Genomic DNA, 17679 nt, shown 5'->3' on the forward strand with positions numbered 1-17679 from the left:
TCGGGACGCCTCAGGCCGCCCGGGAGCCGCCACGGCGGCTGACGATGGTCTCCGCCGCCCGGCCGTCCAGCTCCTTCAGGTGGTCGAACCGTCGGGCGAATCCGGCGACGCCCTGGGTGGCGGAGCGGAGGTCGACGATGAGGTCGCCGGTCTCCGACGCCGGCATCAAGGCCTCCACCACGTCCCAGCCGGGCCAGCCGGCGCGGGCGTCGAAGCCGAGGATCTGGCCCCGGCGCGACGCCACGATGGCGTTCACCCGCGCCGTCGCCTCGGATGGGCAATGGATCTCCACACGTTCGATCGGCTCCAGCAGCACCGGCCGGCAGGCGGCGAGCCCGTCCCGCATGGCGATGCGGGCGGCCGCCTGGAAGGCCTGGTCGGAACTGTCCACCGTGTGATAGCTGCCGTCCGTGAGGGTCACGGCGACGTCCACCACCGGAAAGCCGAGCGGCCCGCGCTTCAGGCTGTCCATGACGCCGGTCTCGACGCCCGGGATGTACTGGCGCGGCACCGCGCCGCCGGTGATGCGCTCGGCGAAGCGGTTGCCGCTGCCGCGCGGCAGGGGCGCGATCTCCAGCACCACGTCGCCGAACTGGCCGTGGCCGCCCGACTGCTTCTTGTGCCGGCCGGGCTGGGTGACGGCGCCGCGGATCGTCTCCCGGTAGGCGACCGAGGGCGGCTGGCTGGCGACGTTCAGCCCGTAGCGGCTCTGTAGCCGTTCGAGCGCCACGCGCAGGTGCATCTCGCCCTGGCCGTGGAGCAGCGTCTCGCCGAGGTCCGGGTCGGTCTCCACGGCAAGGCCCGGATCCTCCTCGGCGGCGCGGGCGAGCGCCGCGGAGAGCTTCACCTCGTCGCGCCGTTCCAAGGCCCGGACGGCGAGTGCCATCACGGGCGCCGGACGGGCGAGGGCGGGCGCCGCCACGAGGACGCGGCCGCCGGTGAGCAGGTCGCCGGTGCGGGCGTGCTCCAGCTTGCCGAGCGCCACCGTGTCGCCGGGGCCGGCGGCCTCGCGCTTGACGGCGTCCCGGCCGGTGAGCCGGTAGATGCCGGACACCCGGTCGGACACGCCGTCCGGTCCGGTCAGCACGGTGCCGTCCTCGATGGTGCCGGCGAGCACGCGGACGAGCGAGAGCTTGCCGCCGTGGCCGCCGTGCAGTGTCTTCACCACCCGCACCAGCGGCTCGGCGCCGGGGGCGACGCCGGTGCGCGCGGTCAGCACGGCCAGGCCGGGCGCCTCGTGGCGGAGCGCCTTCATCAGGCGGAGGATGCCGTTGCCGCGCTCCGCCGAGCCGATGAAGACGGGCGAGATCAGGCCGGCCGCGAGTTCGGCGCGCAGGTCCTCGAACACCCGGTCGCGCGGTGGCTCCAGGTCGGCGATCAGGCTTTCCATCAGGTCGTCGTCATAGTCGGCGAGCCGCTCCAGCATGGCGAAGCGGGCGCCGACCTCCGCCGCCCGGGCGTCGTCCGTGAGCGGGATCATCTCGCTCGGGGCGTGCTCGCGCCACACGAAGGCGCGCTCCAGCGCCAGATCGATGAAGCCGACCGGCCGGCCGTTGTCGCGGAGCGGGATCTGGCGGAGCACCAGCGGCACCGGCGAGGCCGGCTGCAGCATGGCGAGGGTGTCGCGCACACCGACGTCGCCGCGGTCGATCTTGTTGAGGAAGAGGAGATAGGGGACGCGCGCGTCGGCGAGCCGCTTCAGGATGAGCTGGACCGAGGCGAGCCGGCGCGGATCCGCCTCGCAGACCACCACCGCGCAGTCGACGGCCGGCAGCACCGCGTCCGCCTCGGCGAGGAATTCGGCCGAGCCGGGGCAGTCGAGAAAGACGTAGTCGTCGCCCATGAAGCGGGTCTCGGCCACGTTGAGCTCCACGCTCATGCCGTGGGCGCGCGCCTCCGGCGCGGCGTCGCCGACCGTGGTTCCGGCCGTCACGCTGCCCTGGCGCGTGAGCGCGCCGGTGCGGGCCAGAATGGCTTCCAGAAGGGTGGTCTTGCCGCTGCCGAACGGACCGACCAGTGCGATCGAACGGGCCCCGTCGCGGGGCCGAATGCCCCCTGCGCGAAGCGTTTCGGCTTCGCCGTGGGGGCCAGGACCTCTTCCGCCGTCGTCTCCCATGGTGCTTTCTCCCGTACGCATTTTGTTCTCTGCGTCTCGTCCGGACGGACGGCGGGATCGTCGCCCGCCGGGCGGGTGCACGACGGATGGTCCTCCTCGACACGGGGGAGCGCAAGGGAAAACCGGTGAAGGCGCGCGCCGACGGCACGCGGCCGGAGCCGGCTACCGCACGCCGATGCCGGCGGTCAGGCCGCCGTCGATCACGTGGTCCGACCCGGTGATGAAGCCGGCCCGGTCGGAGGCGAGGTAGGCGATGAGGTCGGCGATCTCCTCCGGCTCGCCGATGCGGCCGATCGGATGGGCAGCGCCGAAGCGGGCGAACACCGCGTCCACGTCGGCGGCCTCGCCGTCGAAGGTGCGGGCGGCGAGCGCCAGGATGGGCGTGCGCACCGAGCCGGGGCTGACCGACACCACGCGGATGCGGTCCGCCGCGAAATCGAGCGCCATGGCGCGGGTGAGCGCGTGGATGGCGCCCTTGGACGCCACATACGCGGCGACGTCCGGCTGGCAGGCGTGTCCCTGCACGCTGGAGAGGTTCACGATCGCGCCGCCGCCGCGCCGGCGCATGTGCGGCACGCCGAAGTGGGCGGTGAGGTGGATGGAGCCGACGTTCACCGCAAGGCAGCGGGCGAAGGTTTCCGGCGACGTCGTCACCGCGTCGCCATAGGGGTGGACGGCGGCGGCGTTGACGATCACGTCGAGACCGCCGAACCGGTCCACCGCCTCGGCGACGGCGGCCGACACCTGGTCCGGATCCGCCACGTCCGCCGGGCGGACGACGAGGCCGTGCCGCGCGCCGTCCGCCGCCAGGGCGCCGTTGCCGTCCCGGTCGATGCCGACGGCGAGGACCTTGGCGCCGAGGCCGGCAAGGCGGAGCGCGGCGGCGCGGCCGATGCCGGTGGTGCCGGTGACGAGGGCCACCTTGCCGGTGAAGTCGATCATGCGGGGTCTCCGGGTCAGCATGCCGCCGGTCGGAGCGGCGGCGGTTCGTGCGTGAGGGCCGGATCCTAGTCCGCTTTCCGGCCGGACGGAATCGCCGCCCCTCAGCCGGAGACGCCCTTCAGGGCGAGGTCCACGTAGAGCCGGGTGATCTCGTCCTGGCCGAGCCGGCCGTCCGGGCGGTACCAGTCGCAGACGCCGGTCAGCATGGCGATGATGGCGTAGGCGGCGACGCGCACGTCGGCGATGCGGAAGACGCCGGCCGCGACACCGTCGGCGAGGATGGCCACCACCGTGTCCTCGTAGCGGCCGCGGAGCGCCACGACGGCGGCACGGTTGTCCGGCTCCAGGCTGCGGAGTTCGCTATTGGCGATGTAGACGAGCCGCTGCCGCGTCATGTGGTAGGCGAGGTGAAAGGCCGCGAAGGCCTTGAGCCGCTCCACCGGATCGGTGCGCCCGGCGAGCGCTTCGCCAAGGCGGGCGAGCAATTCCTCCATGTGGGTGCGGACGATCTCGAAGAGGAGCGCCTGCTTGTTCTCGAAATGGTTGTAGAGCGAGCCCGGCTGCAGGCCGACCTCGGCGGCGAGCTGGCGCAGGCTCATGGCCTCGAAGCCGTGCCGGTGGATCAGCCGCACGCCGGCCTCCCGGATCTGGGCCGCCGTCCGCTCCCCGTTGGACCCGCTCGTCCGCGCCACCCGTGACCTCCCGCGCCGTCGCGGCCCCCAAGGCGGCGAACGGTCGTTTGTTTCACCATCCCGCCGCGCCGCGCAAGGGCGCCGATGCGCGCGTGCCGAACCGTCTGCGGATGCGGACCTGCCGTAGTGCCCGCGATCGACGGGTTGACCACAAAGGGCGGACGGGCGCAGCATCGCGGCATCAGAGATCGTCCTCGCCCGACCCTGCGGTCGCGGTCACAAGGGCGTGTCGACCCTTGCGTGCAGGGGCGCCGGCACCGACCTCAACGGACCATCGTTTCCCAACAGACCGGACGCTTGCCCATGGCCGCCCTTTCCGTCCTCGACCTCGCCCCCGTGCCGGAAGGCGCCACGCCGGCCGACGCCCTCCGCAACAGCCGCGACCTCGCCCGCCATGCGGAAGCCTGGGGCTATCGGCGGTTCTGGCTGGCCGAGCACCACGGCATGGTGGGGATCGCCAGCGCCGCCACCGCAGTCGTCATCGGCCACGTGGCGGCGGGCACCTCCACCATCCGAGTGGGGGCGGGCGGCATCATGCTGCCGAATCACGCCCCTCTCGTCGTCGCCGAGCAGTTCGGCACGCTCGCCGAGCTCTTCCCCGGCCGCATCGACCTCGGGCTCGGCCGCGCGCCCGGCACCGACCAGCGGACCCTCCGGGCGCTCCGCCGCGATCCGGCGTCGGCCGACCGCTTCCCGGAGGACGTGATGGAGTTGAAGGCGCTCCTCGCCGACCCGCAGCCCGACCAGGCGTTGATCGCCGTGCCGGGCGCCGGCACCAAGGTGCCGCTCTGGATCCTCGGCTCCAGCCTGTTCGGCGCGCAGCTCGCGGCGCTGCTGGGGTTGCCCTACGCCTTCGCCTCCCACTTCGCCCCGGAGGCGCTGCTCCAGGCGCTCCGGGTCTACCGGTCCGGCTTCCGGCCGTCCGACCAGGCCGAGCGGCCGCACGCCATGGCGGGCGTGAACGTGGTGGCGGCGCCGACCGACGCGCAGGCGCGCCGGCTGTTCACCTCCGCCCAGCAGAGCTTCACCAACCTCATCCGCGGCACGCGGGGCCGGCTGCAGCCACCCATCGACGACATCGAGGCCTACTGGACGCCGCGCGAGAAGGCCCACGCGTCCGGCATGCTGCGCTACGCGATCGTGGGCGGACCCGAGACCGTGCGGCGCGGGCTCCAGGCCTTCCTCGACGAGACCGGCGCCGACGAGGTGATGGTGGCTTCCGCCATCCACGACCACGGCGCCCGTCTTGCCTCCTACGAGATCCTCGCCGGCGTGGCGGCGGGCCTCGGCCTGGAGCGGTCGGCCGCCTGAGCGCGCCGGCGGGGCCGCTGCGCTTGACGGCCGGCGCGCGGCGGCGGACTGTTTTTTCGACGAAGGGGCCGGCCCGTCCATCGGCAAGGACGGCCGCCAGAGGAGGAGATCCGCGCGATGTCGGCATCGGACGATCCGGCCGGCGGCCTGCCGCCCGACACCAAGCTCACCACCACCAAGCAGCGCTGGGCGGAGGAGCGGAAGTTCATCACCGGCCGCCCGGCGCGGCCGGAGAGCGAGCGCCTGCCGCCCGGCCAGCACCTGGTGCGCGACTGGCCGGTGCTCGACCTCGGGCTGCAACCGGAGGTGCCGCTCCACCGCTGGATGCTCGACGCGGACGGCGCCGTGGAGACGCGCGGCCACTGGACATTCGAGACCTTCAAGGCGCTGCCGCAGTCGACCGTCGTCACCGACATCCACTGCGTCACCACCTGGTCGCGCTACGACAACCGCTTCGACGGCGTGCTCACCACCGACCTGCTCGACGCGGTCCGGCCGACCGCGGATGCGCGCCACGTGATCCTGCACTCCTACGACGGCTACACGACCAACGTCACCCTGAAGGACTTCGCCGCCGCCGACGCGCTCCTCGCCCACACGTTCGACGGCAAGCCGCTGACGACCGCCCACGGTGGCCCGGTGCGGCTGATCATCCCGCACCTCTACCTCTGGAAGAGCGCCAAGTGGGTCAGCCGCATCCAGTTCGTCGGCGACGACCACCCGGGATTCTGGGAGGTCCGCGGCTACCACAACCGCGGCGACCCGTGGCAGGAACAGCGCTACAGCGACGACGGCGGGGACGAGGATCCGGGGATCTGAGGGGTTGGGGGCGTTAGGGTATGCGTGGGTGGTCCGCCTGCGCGGACCATGACGGCCATTGGTTCCTGCGCCACCGTCATGGTCCGCGCAGGCGGACCACCCACGCTTTCCTTCCTCGGCAATCGCGGTATCGGCCGATGCCTCCGATTTTCCGCTCGCCCGCGCTCGTGCTTGCATCGCCGTGCCGGGCGCCCTACCAATCGGCCGTCTCCCGATAGCCGAAGGCCCGCTCATGACCGCTGCCGATGCCGTTCGCCTGCCTGCCGCCGCGGCGACGGGGACGCGGGATCCGCGGGACGTCCTGAAGGCGGTGTTCGGCTTTGCGTCCTTCCGGCCGCAGCAGGAGGACGTGGTCGCCCATGTGACGGCGGGCGGCGACGCGCTGGTGCTCTTCCCGACCGGCAAGGGCAAGTCGCTCTGCTTCCAGATCCCGGCGATCGCCCGGGAGGGCGTCGGCATCGTGGTGTCGCCGCTGGTGGCGCTGATGCACGACCAGGTGGCGGGCCTGCGCCAGGCCGGCGTCAAGGCGGCCGCGCTCCACTCCGCGCTCGACCCGGAGGAGGCCCGCACCGTGCGCGACGAGGCCCGCGCCGGCCGGCTCGATCTTCTCTACGTGACGCCGGAGCGGCTCCTCAACCCGAACTTCCTCGACTTCCTCGACGGCGGGCCGATCGCGCTCTTCGCCATCGACGAGGCGCACTGCGTCAGCCAGTGGGGCCACGACTTCCGCCCCGAGTATGCCGGGCTCGGCCTCCTCGCCGAGCGCTTCCCTCTCGTGCCGCGGATCGCCCTCACGGCGACGGCCGACCCGCGCACCCAGGAGGACATCGTCCGCTCGCTGAGGCTCGAGGGCGCGCGGATCTTCCTCTCCTCCTTCGACCGGCCGAACATCCGCTACACCATCGCCGAGCGGGACGAGCCGCGCCGCCAGCTCCTCGACTTCCTGGCCAACCACCGGGGCGCCAGCGGCATCGTCTACCGGCTGTCGCGGAAGTCCGTGGAAGAGACCGCGGAATGGCTCTCCGGCAAGGGCATCCGGGCGCTGCCCTATCACGCGGGCCTCGACCGGTCGGTCCGGGCCGCCAACCAGGATGCCTTCCTGAAGGAGGAGGGGCTCTGCCTCGTCGCCACGGTGGCCTTCGGCATGGGCATCGACAAGCCGGACGTCCGCTATGTGGCGCACCTGGACCTGCCGTCGAGCATCGAGGCCTACTACCAGGAGACCGGTCGCGCCGGCCGCGACGGCCTGCCCTCGGACGCCTTCATGGTGTTCGGCATGGGCGACGTGGTGACCCGCCGGCGCATGATCGACGAGGGCAACGCGCCCGACGCGGTGAAGCGGATCGAGCGCGGCAAGCTCGACGCGCTGATCGCCGTCTGCGAGACCTGCGACTGCCGCCGCCAGGCCATCCTGCGCCATTTCGGCGAGACCTATCCGGCGCCGTGCATGAACTGCGACACCTGCCTCACCCCCGTCGCCCAGTGGGATGGCACCGAGGCGGCGCAGAAGCTGCTCTCGGCCATTCTGCGCACCGGCCAGCGGTTCGGCGCCGGCCACGTGATCGACGTGCTCCGGGGCAAGCGGACCGACAAGGTGGCGCAACTCCGCCATGACGAGATCAAGACCTTCGGGGTCGGCGCCGAGCTCGACGCCAAGGCCTGGCAGTCGGTGCTGCGCCAGCTGGTGTCGGCCGGCTTCGTCGGCGTCAACCACGACGCCTTCGGGGCGCTGGTGGTGCTGGAGCCGGCGCGCGCGCTCCTCAAGGGCGAGGCGGCGGTGACGCTGCGCAAGGCCGCCGCGCCGACGCCCCGCCGCCGCGGCAAGGGCGCCGACCTGCGGCCGGAGACGGTGGCCTCGCCCGACCAGGACCTGTTCGACCGGCTGCGCGCCTGTCGCACCGCGCTCGCCCGCGAGCAGCAGGTGCCGTCTTACATCGTGTTCGGCGACGCGGCGCTCTGGGCCATGGTGGCGGCCAAGCCGCGAAGCCTCGACGACATGGCGGCCGTCAGCGGCGTCGGCGCGGAGAAGCTGCGCCGCTACGGCGCGATCTTCCTGGAGGCCGTGGAGCGCTGGCGCCTGGAGACGGGGGCGGATTGATCCCCGCGCGGCGAGGCCGGGCGGAATGGCCGGCACGATGCCGGCCGCGCAACCTCCGCCCCGTCCGGCCGTTGTCCCTGTCGACCCCAGCGTCCGGCCGTTCCGGCCGGCGCGCCGACACGAGGACGCCACCATGGCCGGACGCCAGACCCTGAACCCGGGCGAAGACAGCCCCTATGCCAATGAGACCGAACTCGATCCGTCCGACGAGGCGCTGGTGCGCGCCGAGGCGGCCGACAGCGGGCTCGACCCGGCCGACCGGGTTCCGGGCACATTGATGGACGACGATGCGCTCCAGATGGACGTCAGCGCCCATCCGGCAAGCGAAACCACGGCCATCGACGAGACGTCCGGCTACGACGAGACCGAGGACGGCCTCAGCGACCTGGAGGAGGCGGTCCGCCAGCAGGCGGAGGACCGGGCGCTCGGGGACGACGAGGATTTCATCGCCTGATCGTCTGTCGACGCCCTCGGGCCGCCGCGCGCTCAGCGGGCGCCGGCGGCTCCCGGACGCGGACCCTGATCCGGAGGCGCCGTGTCCGCGCGCTCCGCCTGCGGACCGCGGGGGCTGCGGCCGGCCGGCCGTCCGTCGGCCTCCAGCACGGCGAGTGCCGCCCCCCAGGTCGGCACACCGTCGGCCGTATAGCCGGCGGTGGTGCCCTCGCCGATGTCCCCGAAGGCCTTCATCGCCTCAAGGTGGGCGCCCGCCACCAGATAGGCCCGCATGGCGTCGCGCGACGTCCAGACCGTGAGCGTGTGGTGGACGCCGTCGATCCGCCGCGCGTCGGCGAAGAGGTTGCCCTTGGCGGCCTGCGCCTGCCGCATGGACCGCACCGCGTGCCAGGCGAACCGCGGCCAGACCCAGATCGAGCGCAGCCGCAATCCCGTGACCGAAACGTAGACCATCCGATGCCCTCCTGCCGGACCCGCCGGCCATGGGCCGCGACGGCGGCCGGCTGCCCAGGGGACGGTTGACAGCGTCAACTCTTCATGGTTTGGTTGACGCTGTCAACTGGCTCCTTCCGCCGAAGCGGACCGGGGCACGGCCGGAGGCTGGTGCATGACGACGGATCCCGGATGGACGACCCGCTTCGGCGCCTACGCGGTGGTGACCGGCGCCAGCGACGGCATCGGTCGGGCGATCGCGCTCGATCTCGCCGCGCGCGGCCAGAACCTCGTGGTCGTCGCCCGCCGGCAGGCCGTGCTCGACGCGCTTGCGGCCGAGATCCGGGCGACCCAGGGTGTGGACGTGCGGGTGCTCGCCCTCGACCTCGCCGCGCCGGACGCGCTCTGGACGCTGGCGGCGGCGACCGAGAGCCTCGACGTCGGCCTGGTGGTGGCCGCCGCCGGCTACGGCAGCGCCGGGCGCTTTCTCGACGCCGATCCCGCGTCGGACGCCGACATGCTGGCGGTCAACTGCCGGGCGGTGCTCGACGTCTGTCACCTGTTCGGCGGCCGGATGGCGGCGCGCGGGCAGGGCGGGCTGGTGCTCTTTTCTTCCATCGTGGCCTTCCAGGGCGTGCCCTATTCGGCCACCTACGCGGCCACCAAGGCGTTCGTCCAGACGCTGGCGGAGGGCCTGGCGCCCGATCTCGCCCGCTCAGGCATCGCGGTTCTGGCGGTGGCGCCCGGCCCGGTGCGCACCGGCTTCGCCGACCGGGCGCGGATGGCCATGGGGGCGACGGACGACGCCCGGACGGTGGCGCGGGAAACGCTCAAGGCGCTCGGCCGCCGCCGGTTCACACGTCCGGGGCCGCTGTCGCGGCTGCTCGGCTGGGGGATCGGCATGTTGCCGCGCCCACTCCGCTCCACCATCATGGGGCATATCATGAAGGGCATGACTGCCGGAGCCGATGGCCAACACAGACAAGAGACCGCCTGACCTGAAGGAGGCCTGCGTCCGCGAGGCGCTCGTCATCATCGCCGACGAGGGGGTGGAGAAGCTCAGCCTGCGCGAGGTGTCGCGCCGGCTCGGCGTCTCGCACCAGGCGCCCTACAAGCATTTCGAGAGCCGGGACCACATCCTCGCCGAGGTCATCGCGCGCGCCTACGAGGATTTCGCCCGCCACCTGGAGGCGCGGCCGGCCGTCGCCGATCCGTTCGACGACCTGGAGGCCATGGGCCGCGCCTACATGGACTACGCCCTCGGCCATCCGCTCCAATACCGGCTGATGTTCGGCACGCCGCTGCCCGATCCCGGCCGTCACCCGGCCATGATGGAAAAGGCGCAGTACGCCTTCGACCTCCTGCGCGACCGGATCGCCACCATGGCGCTCCGCCCGGTCAACGCCGGTCCGGCCGACCCCACCGGCGACGCGCTCTTCGTCTGGTCCTGCCTCCACGGACTAGCCGGCATCCTGCAGGTGAAGAAGCTCTCCGGCCCCGCCGGCGACGGGCCGCGCCCGGAGGCGGCGCCCATCATGCGGCACGTGATGGGGCGGCTCGGTCTCGCTCTCCGGCCGGTGACCTGAGCCCGGTCGGGATCACGACCGGCCACCCGTCGTTGAAACGGGCCGGAGCGCCTGCGCTTCACACCGGGAACCGTTGGCCCGTGTCCCCGTTCCAAACCCGAGGGCGGCCGTCAGCAACGGCCGCCGACGCGCGGAGATGCGGCGGCCCGAAGCCGTCGCCCGCGCGCCCTTTCAGCCGAGCCGGGGATGGAACCATGGCAGACACACGGCGCGACCGCGGGCCGCTCATCCTCGCCGCCTTCACCGGCCTCAGCGGCCTGGGGCTTCTCGGCGGCGGCCTTTGGCTGATCGCTCTCGGCGGCTCCTGGTACTACGCCCTTGCCGGCGCCGGCCTCCTCGTGGTCGCGGTGCTCCTATCGCGCCGCAACCCGGCGGCGCTGGTCGTCCACGCGGTGGTTCTGCTCGGCACCCTCGGCTGGGCCGTCACCGAGGTGGGGCTCGACTGGTGGCAACTGGCGCCGCGAGGCGACCTGGTGGTGATCCTCGGCCTTCTCATGCTGCTGCCGGCGGTGCGCCGCGGGCTGGTGCGACGATCCGAGGCGTCCGGACGCATCGGCGACCCGCGACCGCCGTCCGCCGTTCGCGGACCCGGTCTGGCGCTGACGCTCGCCCTGGTGGTGTCCTTCGGCACGGCCGCCGTCTCGCTGCTTGCCGATCCGCACCAGGTGACCGGCGTCGCGCCGGCCCCGCGCGGTCCCGCGCCGGCAACCGACGCCGCTACCATTCCGCCCGGCGAATGGCACGCCTACGGGCGCACCGGCTTCGGCCAGCGCTGGTCGCCGCTCGACCAGATCACCCCCGCCAACGTGGGCGATCTGGAGAAGGTCTGGGAGTACAACACCGGCGACATCCGCGGCCCCGGCGATCCCACCGAGACCACCTTCCAGGTCACCCCGCTGAAGATCGGCGACCGGCTCTTCCTTTGCACCCCGCACCAGGCGGTGATCGCGCTCGACGCCGACACCGGCGCGGAAATCTGGCGCTTCGACCCGGAGATCCGCGGCGAACTCGCCCTCCAGCACCTCACTTGCCGGGGGCTCTCCTACCACCCCGGGCCGGTCGGCGGTCCGCCGCCGGCAACCGCCGCGGCACCCGCGGCGGACAATGGGGCGGCGGGTCCGGCACCCGCCACCGGCGCCGTCGCGGCCCCCGCCGCCGGCGGGCCGGTGCCGGCCGGGACGGCGGAGGACCTCACCGAGACCCTCGGCCTGCCGCGCGCCGAAAACGCCGAGCGGACGGTGGACCGGTGCGGCGCCAGGCTCTTCATGCCGACCGCCGACGGCCGGCTGATCGCCCTCGACCCGGAGACCGGGGGCGTCTGCCTCGACTTCGCCAACCGGGGGCAGATCAACCTCTGGATGAACATGCCTTTCCTTAAGCCCGGCGGCTACTACTCCACCTCGCCGGTGGTGGTGACGGCCGACCGGATCATCGTTGGCGGCACGGTGCTCGACAACGTGTCCACCGCCGAGCCGTCCGGCGTGATCCGGGCCTATGACGTGAACACCGGCGCGCTCCTCTGGAACTTCGACAGCGGCCGCCCGGAGGCGACCGCGCCGCTGGCGCCGGGCGAGACCTACACGCCGAACTCGCCCAACAGCTGGTCCATCTCCAGCGTCGACGAGGCGCTCGGGCTCGTCTACGTGCCGCTCGGCAACGAGCCGCCGGACCAGTTCGGCGGCAACCGGAGCGAAGCGGTGGAGCGGTTCAGCTCGTCCGTGGTGGCGCTCGACCTGGTCACCGGCGCGCCGCGCTGGGTCTACCAGACCGTGCACCACGACCTCTGGGACTATGACGTGCCGTCCCAGCCGAGCCTCATCGACCTCACCATCGGCGGCGAGACCGTGCCGGCGCTCGTCCAGCCGACCAAGCAGGGCGATCTCTTCGTGCTCGACCGGCGGACGGGCGAGCCGGTGCTGCCGGTGACGGAGGTGCCGGCGCCGCAGGGTGCCGTGGAGGGCGACTTCACGGCACCGACCCAGCCGGTGTCGGCGCTCTCCTTCGACCCGCCGCCGCTCACCGGCGCCGACATGTGGGGCGCCACCCCGTTCGACCAGCTGGCCTGCCGCATCCGGCTGAAGCAGCTGCGCTACGAAGGGCGCTACACGCCGCCGTCGCTGGAAGGCTCGCTCGTCTACCCCGGCAACTTCGGCGTCTTCAACTGGGGCGGCGTCGCGGTGGACCCGCTGCGGCAGATCGTGTTCGGCACGCCCGCCTATCTGGCCTTCACCTCGAAGCTGGTGCCGCGCAGCGGCGACACCTCCCTCATCGTCCAGGACGGATCGCCGCCGCAGGGCGCGCTGCCGGCCCTCAACGAGAACCTCGGCGCGCCATACGCGGTGGAACTCGGGCCTTTCCTGTCGCCGCTCGGCATCCCCTGCCAGGCGCCGCCCTGGGGCTATGTGGCCGCCGCCGACCTCACCACCGGCGAGATCCTCTACCGGCACAAGAACGGCACCACCCGCGACCTCACCCCGGTGCCGATCCCGCTGCCGCTCGGCGTGCCGGACCTCGGCGGCCCGGTGATCACCGCCGGCGGCGTCGCCTTCCTCAGCGGCACGCTCGACGACTACGTGCGCGGCTACGATGTGACGACCGGCGACGAGATCTGGCAGGCGCGGCTGCCGGCCGGCGGCCAGGCGACGCCGATGAGCTACCTCGGCGCCGATGGCCGCCAATATCTCCTGGTGGTCGCCGGCGGGCACGGCTCGCTCGGCACCAAGGCCGGCGACAGCGTGATCGCCTACGCGCTGCCGCGCTGAGGGTACGGCATCCTGCGGACCCCGCCCGGCCCGGCCGCTCGCCCGGCAGCCGGCGGATTTCGGCCATCCACAGGGGTCTTAGACTTTCGTTCTAACTGCATCGTCTAGGTGTCTATAAACCGCGTCCGACAGTAACGTCCGGCGATCCGTATCATGCCCGTCGCGCATGCCAAGGCTCAAGCAAAGGCAGGCGAACGGGGTCGGAAGGGGCCGGAGGGGGCGCGTCGTCGTGCGGTTGAGGAGCCGCGCGATCAGGCCGTTTCCGGTCTTCGACGACGGTACGCGGCGGCTTCGGGAGGGAGCCGCCGGTGAATAACCGGAGGAGACACCATGTCATCGGAAACGACACGGGCGAATGTCCACACGGCGGCGGAGGGCGTCGCCTACTGGCAGGCCAATCTCAATCTCGTGAAACTCTGCCTCGTCATCTGGGCGCTCGCGTCCTTCGGGTTCGGCATCCTGCTGCGCCCGCTGGTCTCCGGCATCAAGATCGGCGGCACCGACCTCGGCTTCTGGTTCGCCCAGCAAGGCTCGATCCTGGTCTTCCTGGTGCTGATCTTCTTCTACGCCTGGCGGATGAACGCGCTCGATCGTCAGTACAACGTCGACGAGAAATGATTGAGGGGGGAGTGCATCATGGATCAAACAATTCTCAACTACATCGTCGTCGGCCTGTCCTTCGCGCTGTACTTCGGCATCGCGATCTACGCCCGGGCCGGATCGACGGGTGAATTCTACGTGGCGGGCGGCGGCGTGCCGCCGGTCATGAACGGCATGGCCACCGCCGCCGACTGGATGTCGGCCGCGTCCTTCATTTCGATGGCCGGCCTCATCGCCACCGTCGGCTACAACAACTCCACCTACCTGATGGGCTGGACCGGCGGCTACGTGTTGCTCGCCATGCTGCTCGCCCCCTACCTGCGCAAGTTCGGGAAGTTCACGGTGCCGGAATTCATCGGCGACCGGTTCTACTCGCAGACCGCGCGCGTGGTGGCTGTGGTCTGCCTGATCGTCATCTCGGTGACCTACGTCATCGGCCAGATGACGGGCGTCGGCGTGACGTTCGCCCGCTTCCTGGAGACGGACGCCACAACCGGCCTCTTCATCGGCTCGGGCGTGGTGTTCTTCTACGCGGTGCTCGGCGGCATGAAGGGCATCACCTACACCCAGGTGGCCCAGTATGTGGTGCTCATCACCGCCTACACCATCCCGGCGATCTTCATCTCGCTGAACCTCACCGGCAACCCGGTGCCTCCGCTCGGCCTCTTCTCCGAGCACACCGCCTCGGGCCAGCCGCTGCTGATGCAGCTCGACCAGCTGGTGACCGACCTCGGCTTCTCCGCCTACACGTCCCAGAGCGGCTCGCTGCTCAACATGACCCTCTTCACCATGTCGCTGATGATCGGCACCGCGGGCCTGCCGCACGTCATCATCCGCTTCTTCACGGTGCCGAAGGTCTCGGACGCCCGCTGGTCGGCCGGCTGGGCGCTGGTCTTCATCGCGCTGCTCTACCTGGTCGCTCCGGCGGTCGGCGCCATGGCCCGCCTCAACGTGATCGACACCATCTACCGCGGCCCGATCTCGACCGTGGAAAGCGCGCTTCCCTACGAAGAGCGCCCGCAGTGGATCAAGAACTGGGAGCAGACCGGTCTCATCACCTTCGAGGACAAGAACGGTGACGGCCGCATCCAGTACTACAACGACAAGAACGCGGCCTTCAACGAAACCGCCCAGACCTACGGCTGGGCCGGCAACGAGCTGACCGTGAACAACGACATCCTGGTGCTGGCTAACCCGGAAATCGCCAACCTGCCGGGCTGGGTCGTCGCTCTCGTGGCGGCGGGCGGTCTTGCGGCGGCGCTCTCCACGGCGGCCGGTCTCCTGCTCGCCATCGCGTCGGCGATCAGCCACGACCTGATCAAGAGCGTGATCAACCCGCGCATCTCGGAAAGCGGGGAGCTCCTGGCGGCCCGCATCTCCATGGCGGGAGCGATCGCGCTCGCCACCTACCTCGGCCTCAACCCGCCAGGGTTCGCGGCCCAGACGGTGGCGCTCGCCTTCGGTCTCGCGGCGGCGTCCATCTTCCCGGTGCTGATGATGGGCATCTTCTCCAAGCGCGTGAACAGCACCGGTGCCATCGCCGGCATGCTGGCGGGCCTGATCATCACGGTCGGCTACGTGTTCACCTACCTCGGCATGTTCTTCCTGCCGGGCACCAACCTCCTGCCGAACGACGCCGCCAACTGGCTGTTCGGCATCTCGCCGGCCTCCTTCGGCACTGTGGGCGCGATCGTGAACTTCGCCGTGGCCTATGTCGTCTCCAACGCGACCGAAGCCCCGCCGAAGCACATCCAGGACCTGGTGGAATCGGTGCGCATTCCGCGCGGCGCCGGCGCGGCCACGGGGCACTGAGCCCCGCCTGACGCTCTGATCAAACGGAGGGGCGGGTTTCCGGCACGGAGGCCCGCCCCTTTTTCGTGTCCCGCGGCGCCCGAAAACGCGCCGCCGGGCCGCTTTCCGGGGGGGCAGACATGGACCCGACCGCCACCACAGCCGCAGCGGCCGAGCCGACCGGCGGCGACCCGATCGCCATCCTGGCGCGGCACCACCCGCTCGATCTCCTTCCGGCCGGTCTTCTGGCCGACCTCGTCGACGCCATGACCCCGGCCCGTTACGCGGCCGGCGCCACGCTGCAGACGGACGGCGACGCGGTCGCCCGCGTGCTGGTGATCGTCGCGGGCGCCGTGGTGGTCACCGCGCCGTCGGGCGAGCGGCTGCAGGACATCGCCGTCGGCGGCATCCTTGGCGCCGATTCCATCCTCGACGAGACGGCCGCGGTCGGCCATGCGGTGGCGACCGCCCCGGTGACGGCCCTCGTCCTCGACGCCGCGCCCTTCCTGCAGCTCGTCGCCGCCGAGCCGGCCTACCGGGAGGTGTTCCAGCGCGGCCGCGGCCCCCTCCGCCGACGGCCGGCCGACGCCGGTCCGGCGCCCGCCGGGACGCTCTTCACCGCCCTCCTCGGCTCCGTGATGACGCCCGATCCGGTCACCATCCCGCGCGAGGCGACCGTGCGCGAGGCTGCCGCCGCCATGGGCGCGCGCTCCATCTCCTGCGTGCTCGTCACCGACGGGCCGGCTCTCGCCGGGCTCCTGACCACCGGCGACCTCGCCCACCGGGTGGTGGCGCCGGGCCTTTCGCCGGAGACGCCGGTCGGCGCCGTGATGACGGCCGACCCGATGACCTTCCCGCCCAACGCCGTCCTCCACGACGCCATGGTGGCCATGAGCGAGCGGCGCATCGGCCACCTGCCGGTGACCGTGGCGGGCCGGCCGGTCGGGATCATCACCCGCACGGACCTCGTCCGCCGCCAGTCGGAGAGCGCCGTCCACGTGATCGGCGACATCGCCCGCGCGCGGACCAAGGAGGCGCTGCCGGCGATCGCCGCCCGGGTGCCGCGGCTGATCGCCCAGTTCGTCGGCGCCGGGGTCGACGCCCACCACGTGGCCGCCGTGGTGACGAGCGTGACGGACGCGCTTACCCGCCGGCTGATCGGCCTCGCCGAGGCCGCGCTCGGGCCCGCGCCGGTGCCCTATCTCTGGCTCGCCTGCGGGTCGCAGGGCCGGCGCGAGCAGACCGGCGCCTCCGACCAGGACAACTGCCTCATCCTCGACGACAGCTACGACCCGGCCGCCCACGGCGCCTGGTTCGAGGCCTTCGCGCGCTTCGTCTCCGACGGGCTCCACGCGGCCGGCTATGTCTACTGTCCGGGCGACATGATGGCGACGAACCCGCAGTGGCGGCAGCCGGTGTCGGTCTGGCGCGGCTACTTCGCCCGCTGGATCGCCCGGCCGGACCCGATGGCGCAGATGCTCGCCTCGGTGATGTTCGATCTGCGGCCCATCCACGGCACCGCGTCGCTGTTCGCCGGCCTGCAGCGCCAGACCCTCGACCTTGCGCGCGCCAACTCCATCTTCCGCGCCCACATGATCGCCAACTCGCTGAAGCACACGCCGCCGCTCGGCCTCTTCCGCGGGCTCGCCCTCATCCGAAGCGGCGACCACAAGGACACCATCGACCTGAAGCACTCCGGCATCGTGCCGATCGTCGATCTCGCCCGCATCTATGCGCTCGACGCGGGCCTGGAAGTGGTCAACACCCGCGAGCGGCTCGCCGCCGCCAAGGCGGCCGGCTCGCTCAGCACCACCGCGGCGGACGACCTGATCGACGCCTTCGACCTCATCTCCGACATCCGCATCGAGCACCAGTCGGTGCAGATCCGGGCCGGCGGCAAGCCGGACAACTATGTGGCGCCGGCCCGGCTGTCGGCGCTGGAACGGGGGCACCTGCGGGATGCCTTCGCGGTGGTGAAGGCGCTGCAGTCGTCGCTTGCCCAGGTGCGCGGGCTCTCCTGAGCGGCTAAAGGACAGCATCCGCCCGCCGGGCGGGCGCACAGGATCGCCGGACCGGC

Annotated in this window: 14 protein-coding genes; 10 read left to right on the forward strand and 4 right to left on the reverse strand. The window is 72.1% G+C overall.

The genetic code is table 11. From position 1 onward, the window contains the following. Positions 1–10 precede the first annotated feature (10 nt). The 3 genes from BUQ68_RS04960 to BUQ68_RS04970 form a co-directional block, all read right to left on the reverse strand. On the reverse strand, positions 11–2116 hold the full coding sequence (locus BUQ68_RS04960) for an elongation factor G (RefSeq protein WP_083656302.1): 2106 nt from the start codon (positions 2114–2116) through the stop codon (positions 11–13). Positions 2117–2278: 162 nt separating this feature from the next. Further along, complete coding sequence (locus tag BUQ68_RS04965) at positions 2279–3058, reverse strand: SDR family NAD(P)-dependent oxidoreductase (RefSeq protein WP_075214850.1); 780 nt, start codon at positions 3056–3058, stop codon at positions 2279–2281. 101 nt (positions 3059–3159) lie between these two features. After that, on the reverse strand, positions 3160–3750 hold the full coding sequence (locus BUQ68_RS04970; protein WP_075214851.1) for a TetR/AcrR family transcriptional regulator: 591 nt from the start codon (positions 3748–3750) through the stop codon (positions 3160–3162). Positions 3751–4053: 303 nt separating this feature from the next. Between BUQ68_RS04970 and BUQ68_RS04975 the strand changes: the two genes are divergently transcribed. From BUQ68_RS04975 to BUQ68_RS04990, 4 genes are all read left to right on the forward strand, one after another. Further along, entirely contained in the window at positions 4054–5061 is a 1008-nt protein-coding gene (locus BUQ68_RS04975; RefSeq protein WP_075214852.1) for an LLM class flavin-dependent oxidoreductase, read from the forward strand. A 117-nt stretch (positions 5062–5178) separates the two neighbouring features. Beyond that, positions 5179–5880 (forward strand): sulfite oxidase-like oxidoreductase, encoded by a 702-nt coding sequence (locus BUQ68_RS04980; RefSeq protein WP_075214853.1) that lies wholly within the window; start codon positions 5179–5181, stop codon positions 5878–5880. A gap of 232 nt (positions 5881–6112) precedes the next feature. Further along, positions 6113–7978 carry a DNA helicase RecQ gene (recQ, locus tag BUQ68_RS04985; protein ID WP_075214854.1) on the forward strand — a complete coding sequence of 622 codons (1866 nt, stop codon included), beginning with the start codon at positions 6113–6115 and terminating at the stop codon, positions 7976–7978. A 133-nt stretch (positions 7979–8111) separates the two neighbouring features. Next, positions 8112–8432 carry a hypothetical protein gene (locus BUQ68_RS04990; RefSeq protein WP_075214855.1) on the forward strand — a complete coding sequence of 107 codons (321 nt, stop codon included), beginning with the start codon at positions 8112–8114 and terminating at the stop codon, positions 8430–8432. A 32-nt stretch (positions 8433–8464) separates the two neighbouring features. Here BUQ68_RS04990 and BUQ68_RS23965 read toward each other — a convergent pair whose 3' ends face one another. Beyond that, on the reverse strand, positions 8465–8884 hold the full coding sequence (locus BUQ68_RS23965) for a hypothetical protein (protein WP_075214856.1): 420 nt from the start codon (positions 8882–8884) through the stop codon (positions 8465–8467). A 154-nt stretch (positions 8885–9038) separates the two neighbouring features. On the opposite strand from BUQ68_RS23965, the gene BUQ68_RS05000 reads away from it, so the two are divergent. From BUQ68_RS05000 to BUQ68_RS05025, 6 genes are all read left to right on the forward strand, one after another. After that, a complete protein-coding gene (locus BUQ68_RS05000; protein ID WP_075214857.1) occupies positions 9039–9860 on the forward strand; it encodes an SDR family NAD(P)-dependent oxidoreductase in 822 nt (273 codons plus the stop codon). Beyond that, complete coding sequence (locus tag BUQ68_RS05005) at positions 9832–10449, forward strand: TetR/AcrR family transcriptional regulator (protein ID WP_075214858.1); 618 nt, start codon at positions 9832–9834, stop codon at positions 10447–10449. Before BUQ68_RS05000 ends, BUQ68_RS05005 begins: the two co-directional genes overlap by 29 nt. Positions 10450–10643: 194 nt before the next feature. Then, positions 10644–13211, forward strand: coding sequence for a membrane-bound PQQ-dependent dehydrogenase, glucose/quinate/shikimate family (locus tag BUQ68_RS05010; RefSeq protein WP_075214859.1), 2568 nt, complete (start codon positions 10644–10646; stop codon positions 13209–13211). A 330-nt stretch (positions 13212–13541) separates the two neighbouring features. Beyond that, complete coding sequence (locus tag BUQ68_RS05015) at positions 13542–13829, forward strand: DUF4212 domain-containing protein (RefSeq protein ID WP_075214860.1); 288 nt, start codon at positions 13542–13544, stop codon at positions 13827–13829. A gap of 18 nt (positions 13830–13847) precedes the next feature. Beyond that, positions 13848–15623, forward strand: a complete 1776-nt coding sequence (locus BUQ68_RS05020) for a sodium:solute symporter family protein (RefSeq protein WP_075214861.1) — start codon at positions 13848–13850, stop codon at positions 15621–15623. A 119-nt stretch (positions 15624–15742) separates the two neighbouring features. Continuing rightward, positions 15743–17623: a DUF294 nucleotidyltransferase-like domain-containing protein gene (locus BUQ68_RS05025; RefSeq protein WP_075214862.1), complete on the forward strand. Its 1881-nt coding sequence runs from the start codon at positions 15743–15745 to the stop codon at positions 17621–17623. Positions 17624–17679 lie beyond the last annotated feature (56 nt).

The organism is Mongoliimonas terrestris (assembly GCF_001927285.1).
Taxonomy (GTDB): Bacteria; Pseudomonadota; Alphaproteobacteria; order Rhizobiales; family Pleomorphomonadaceae; genus Chthonobacter; species Chthonobacter terrestris.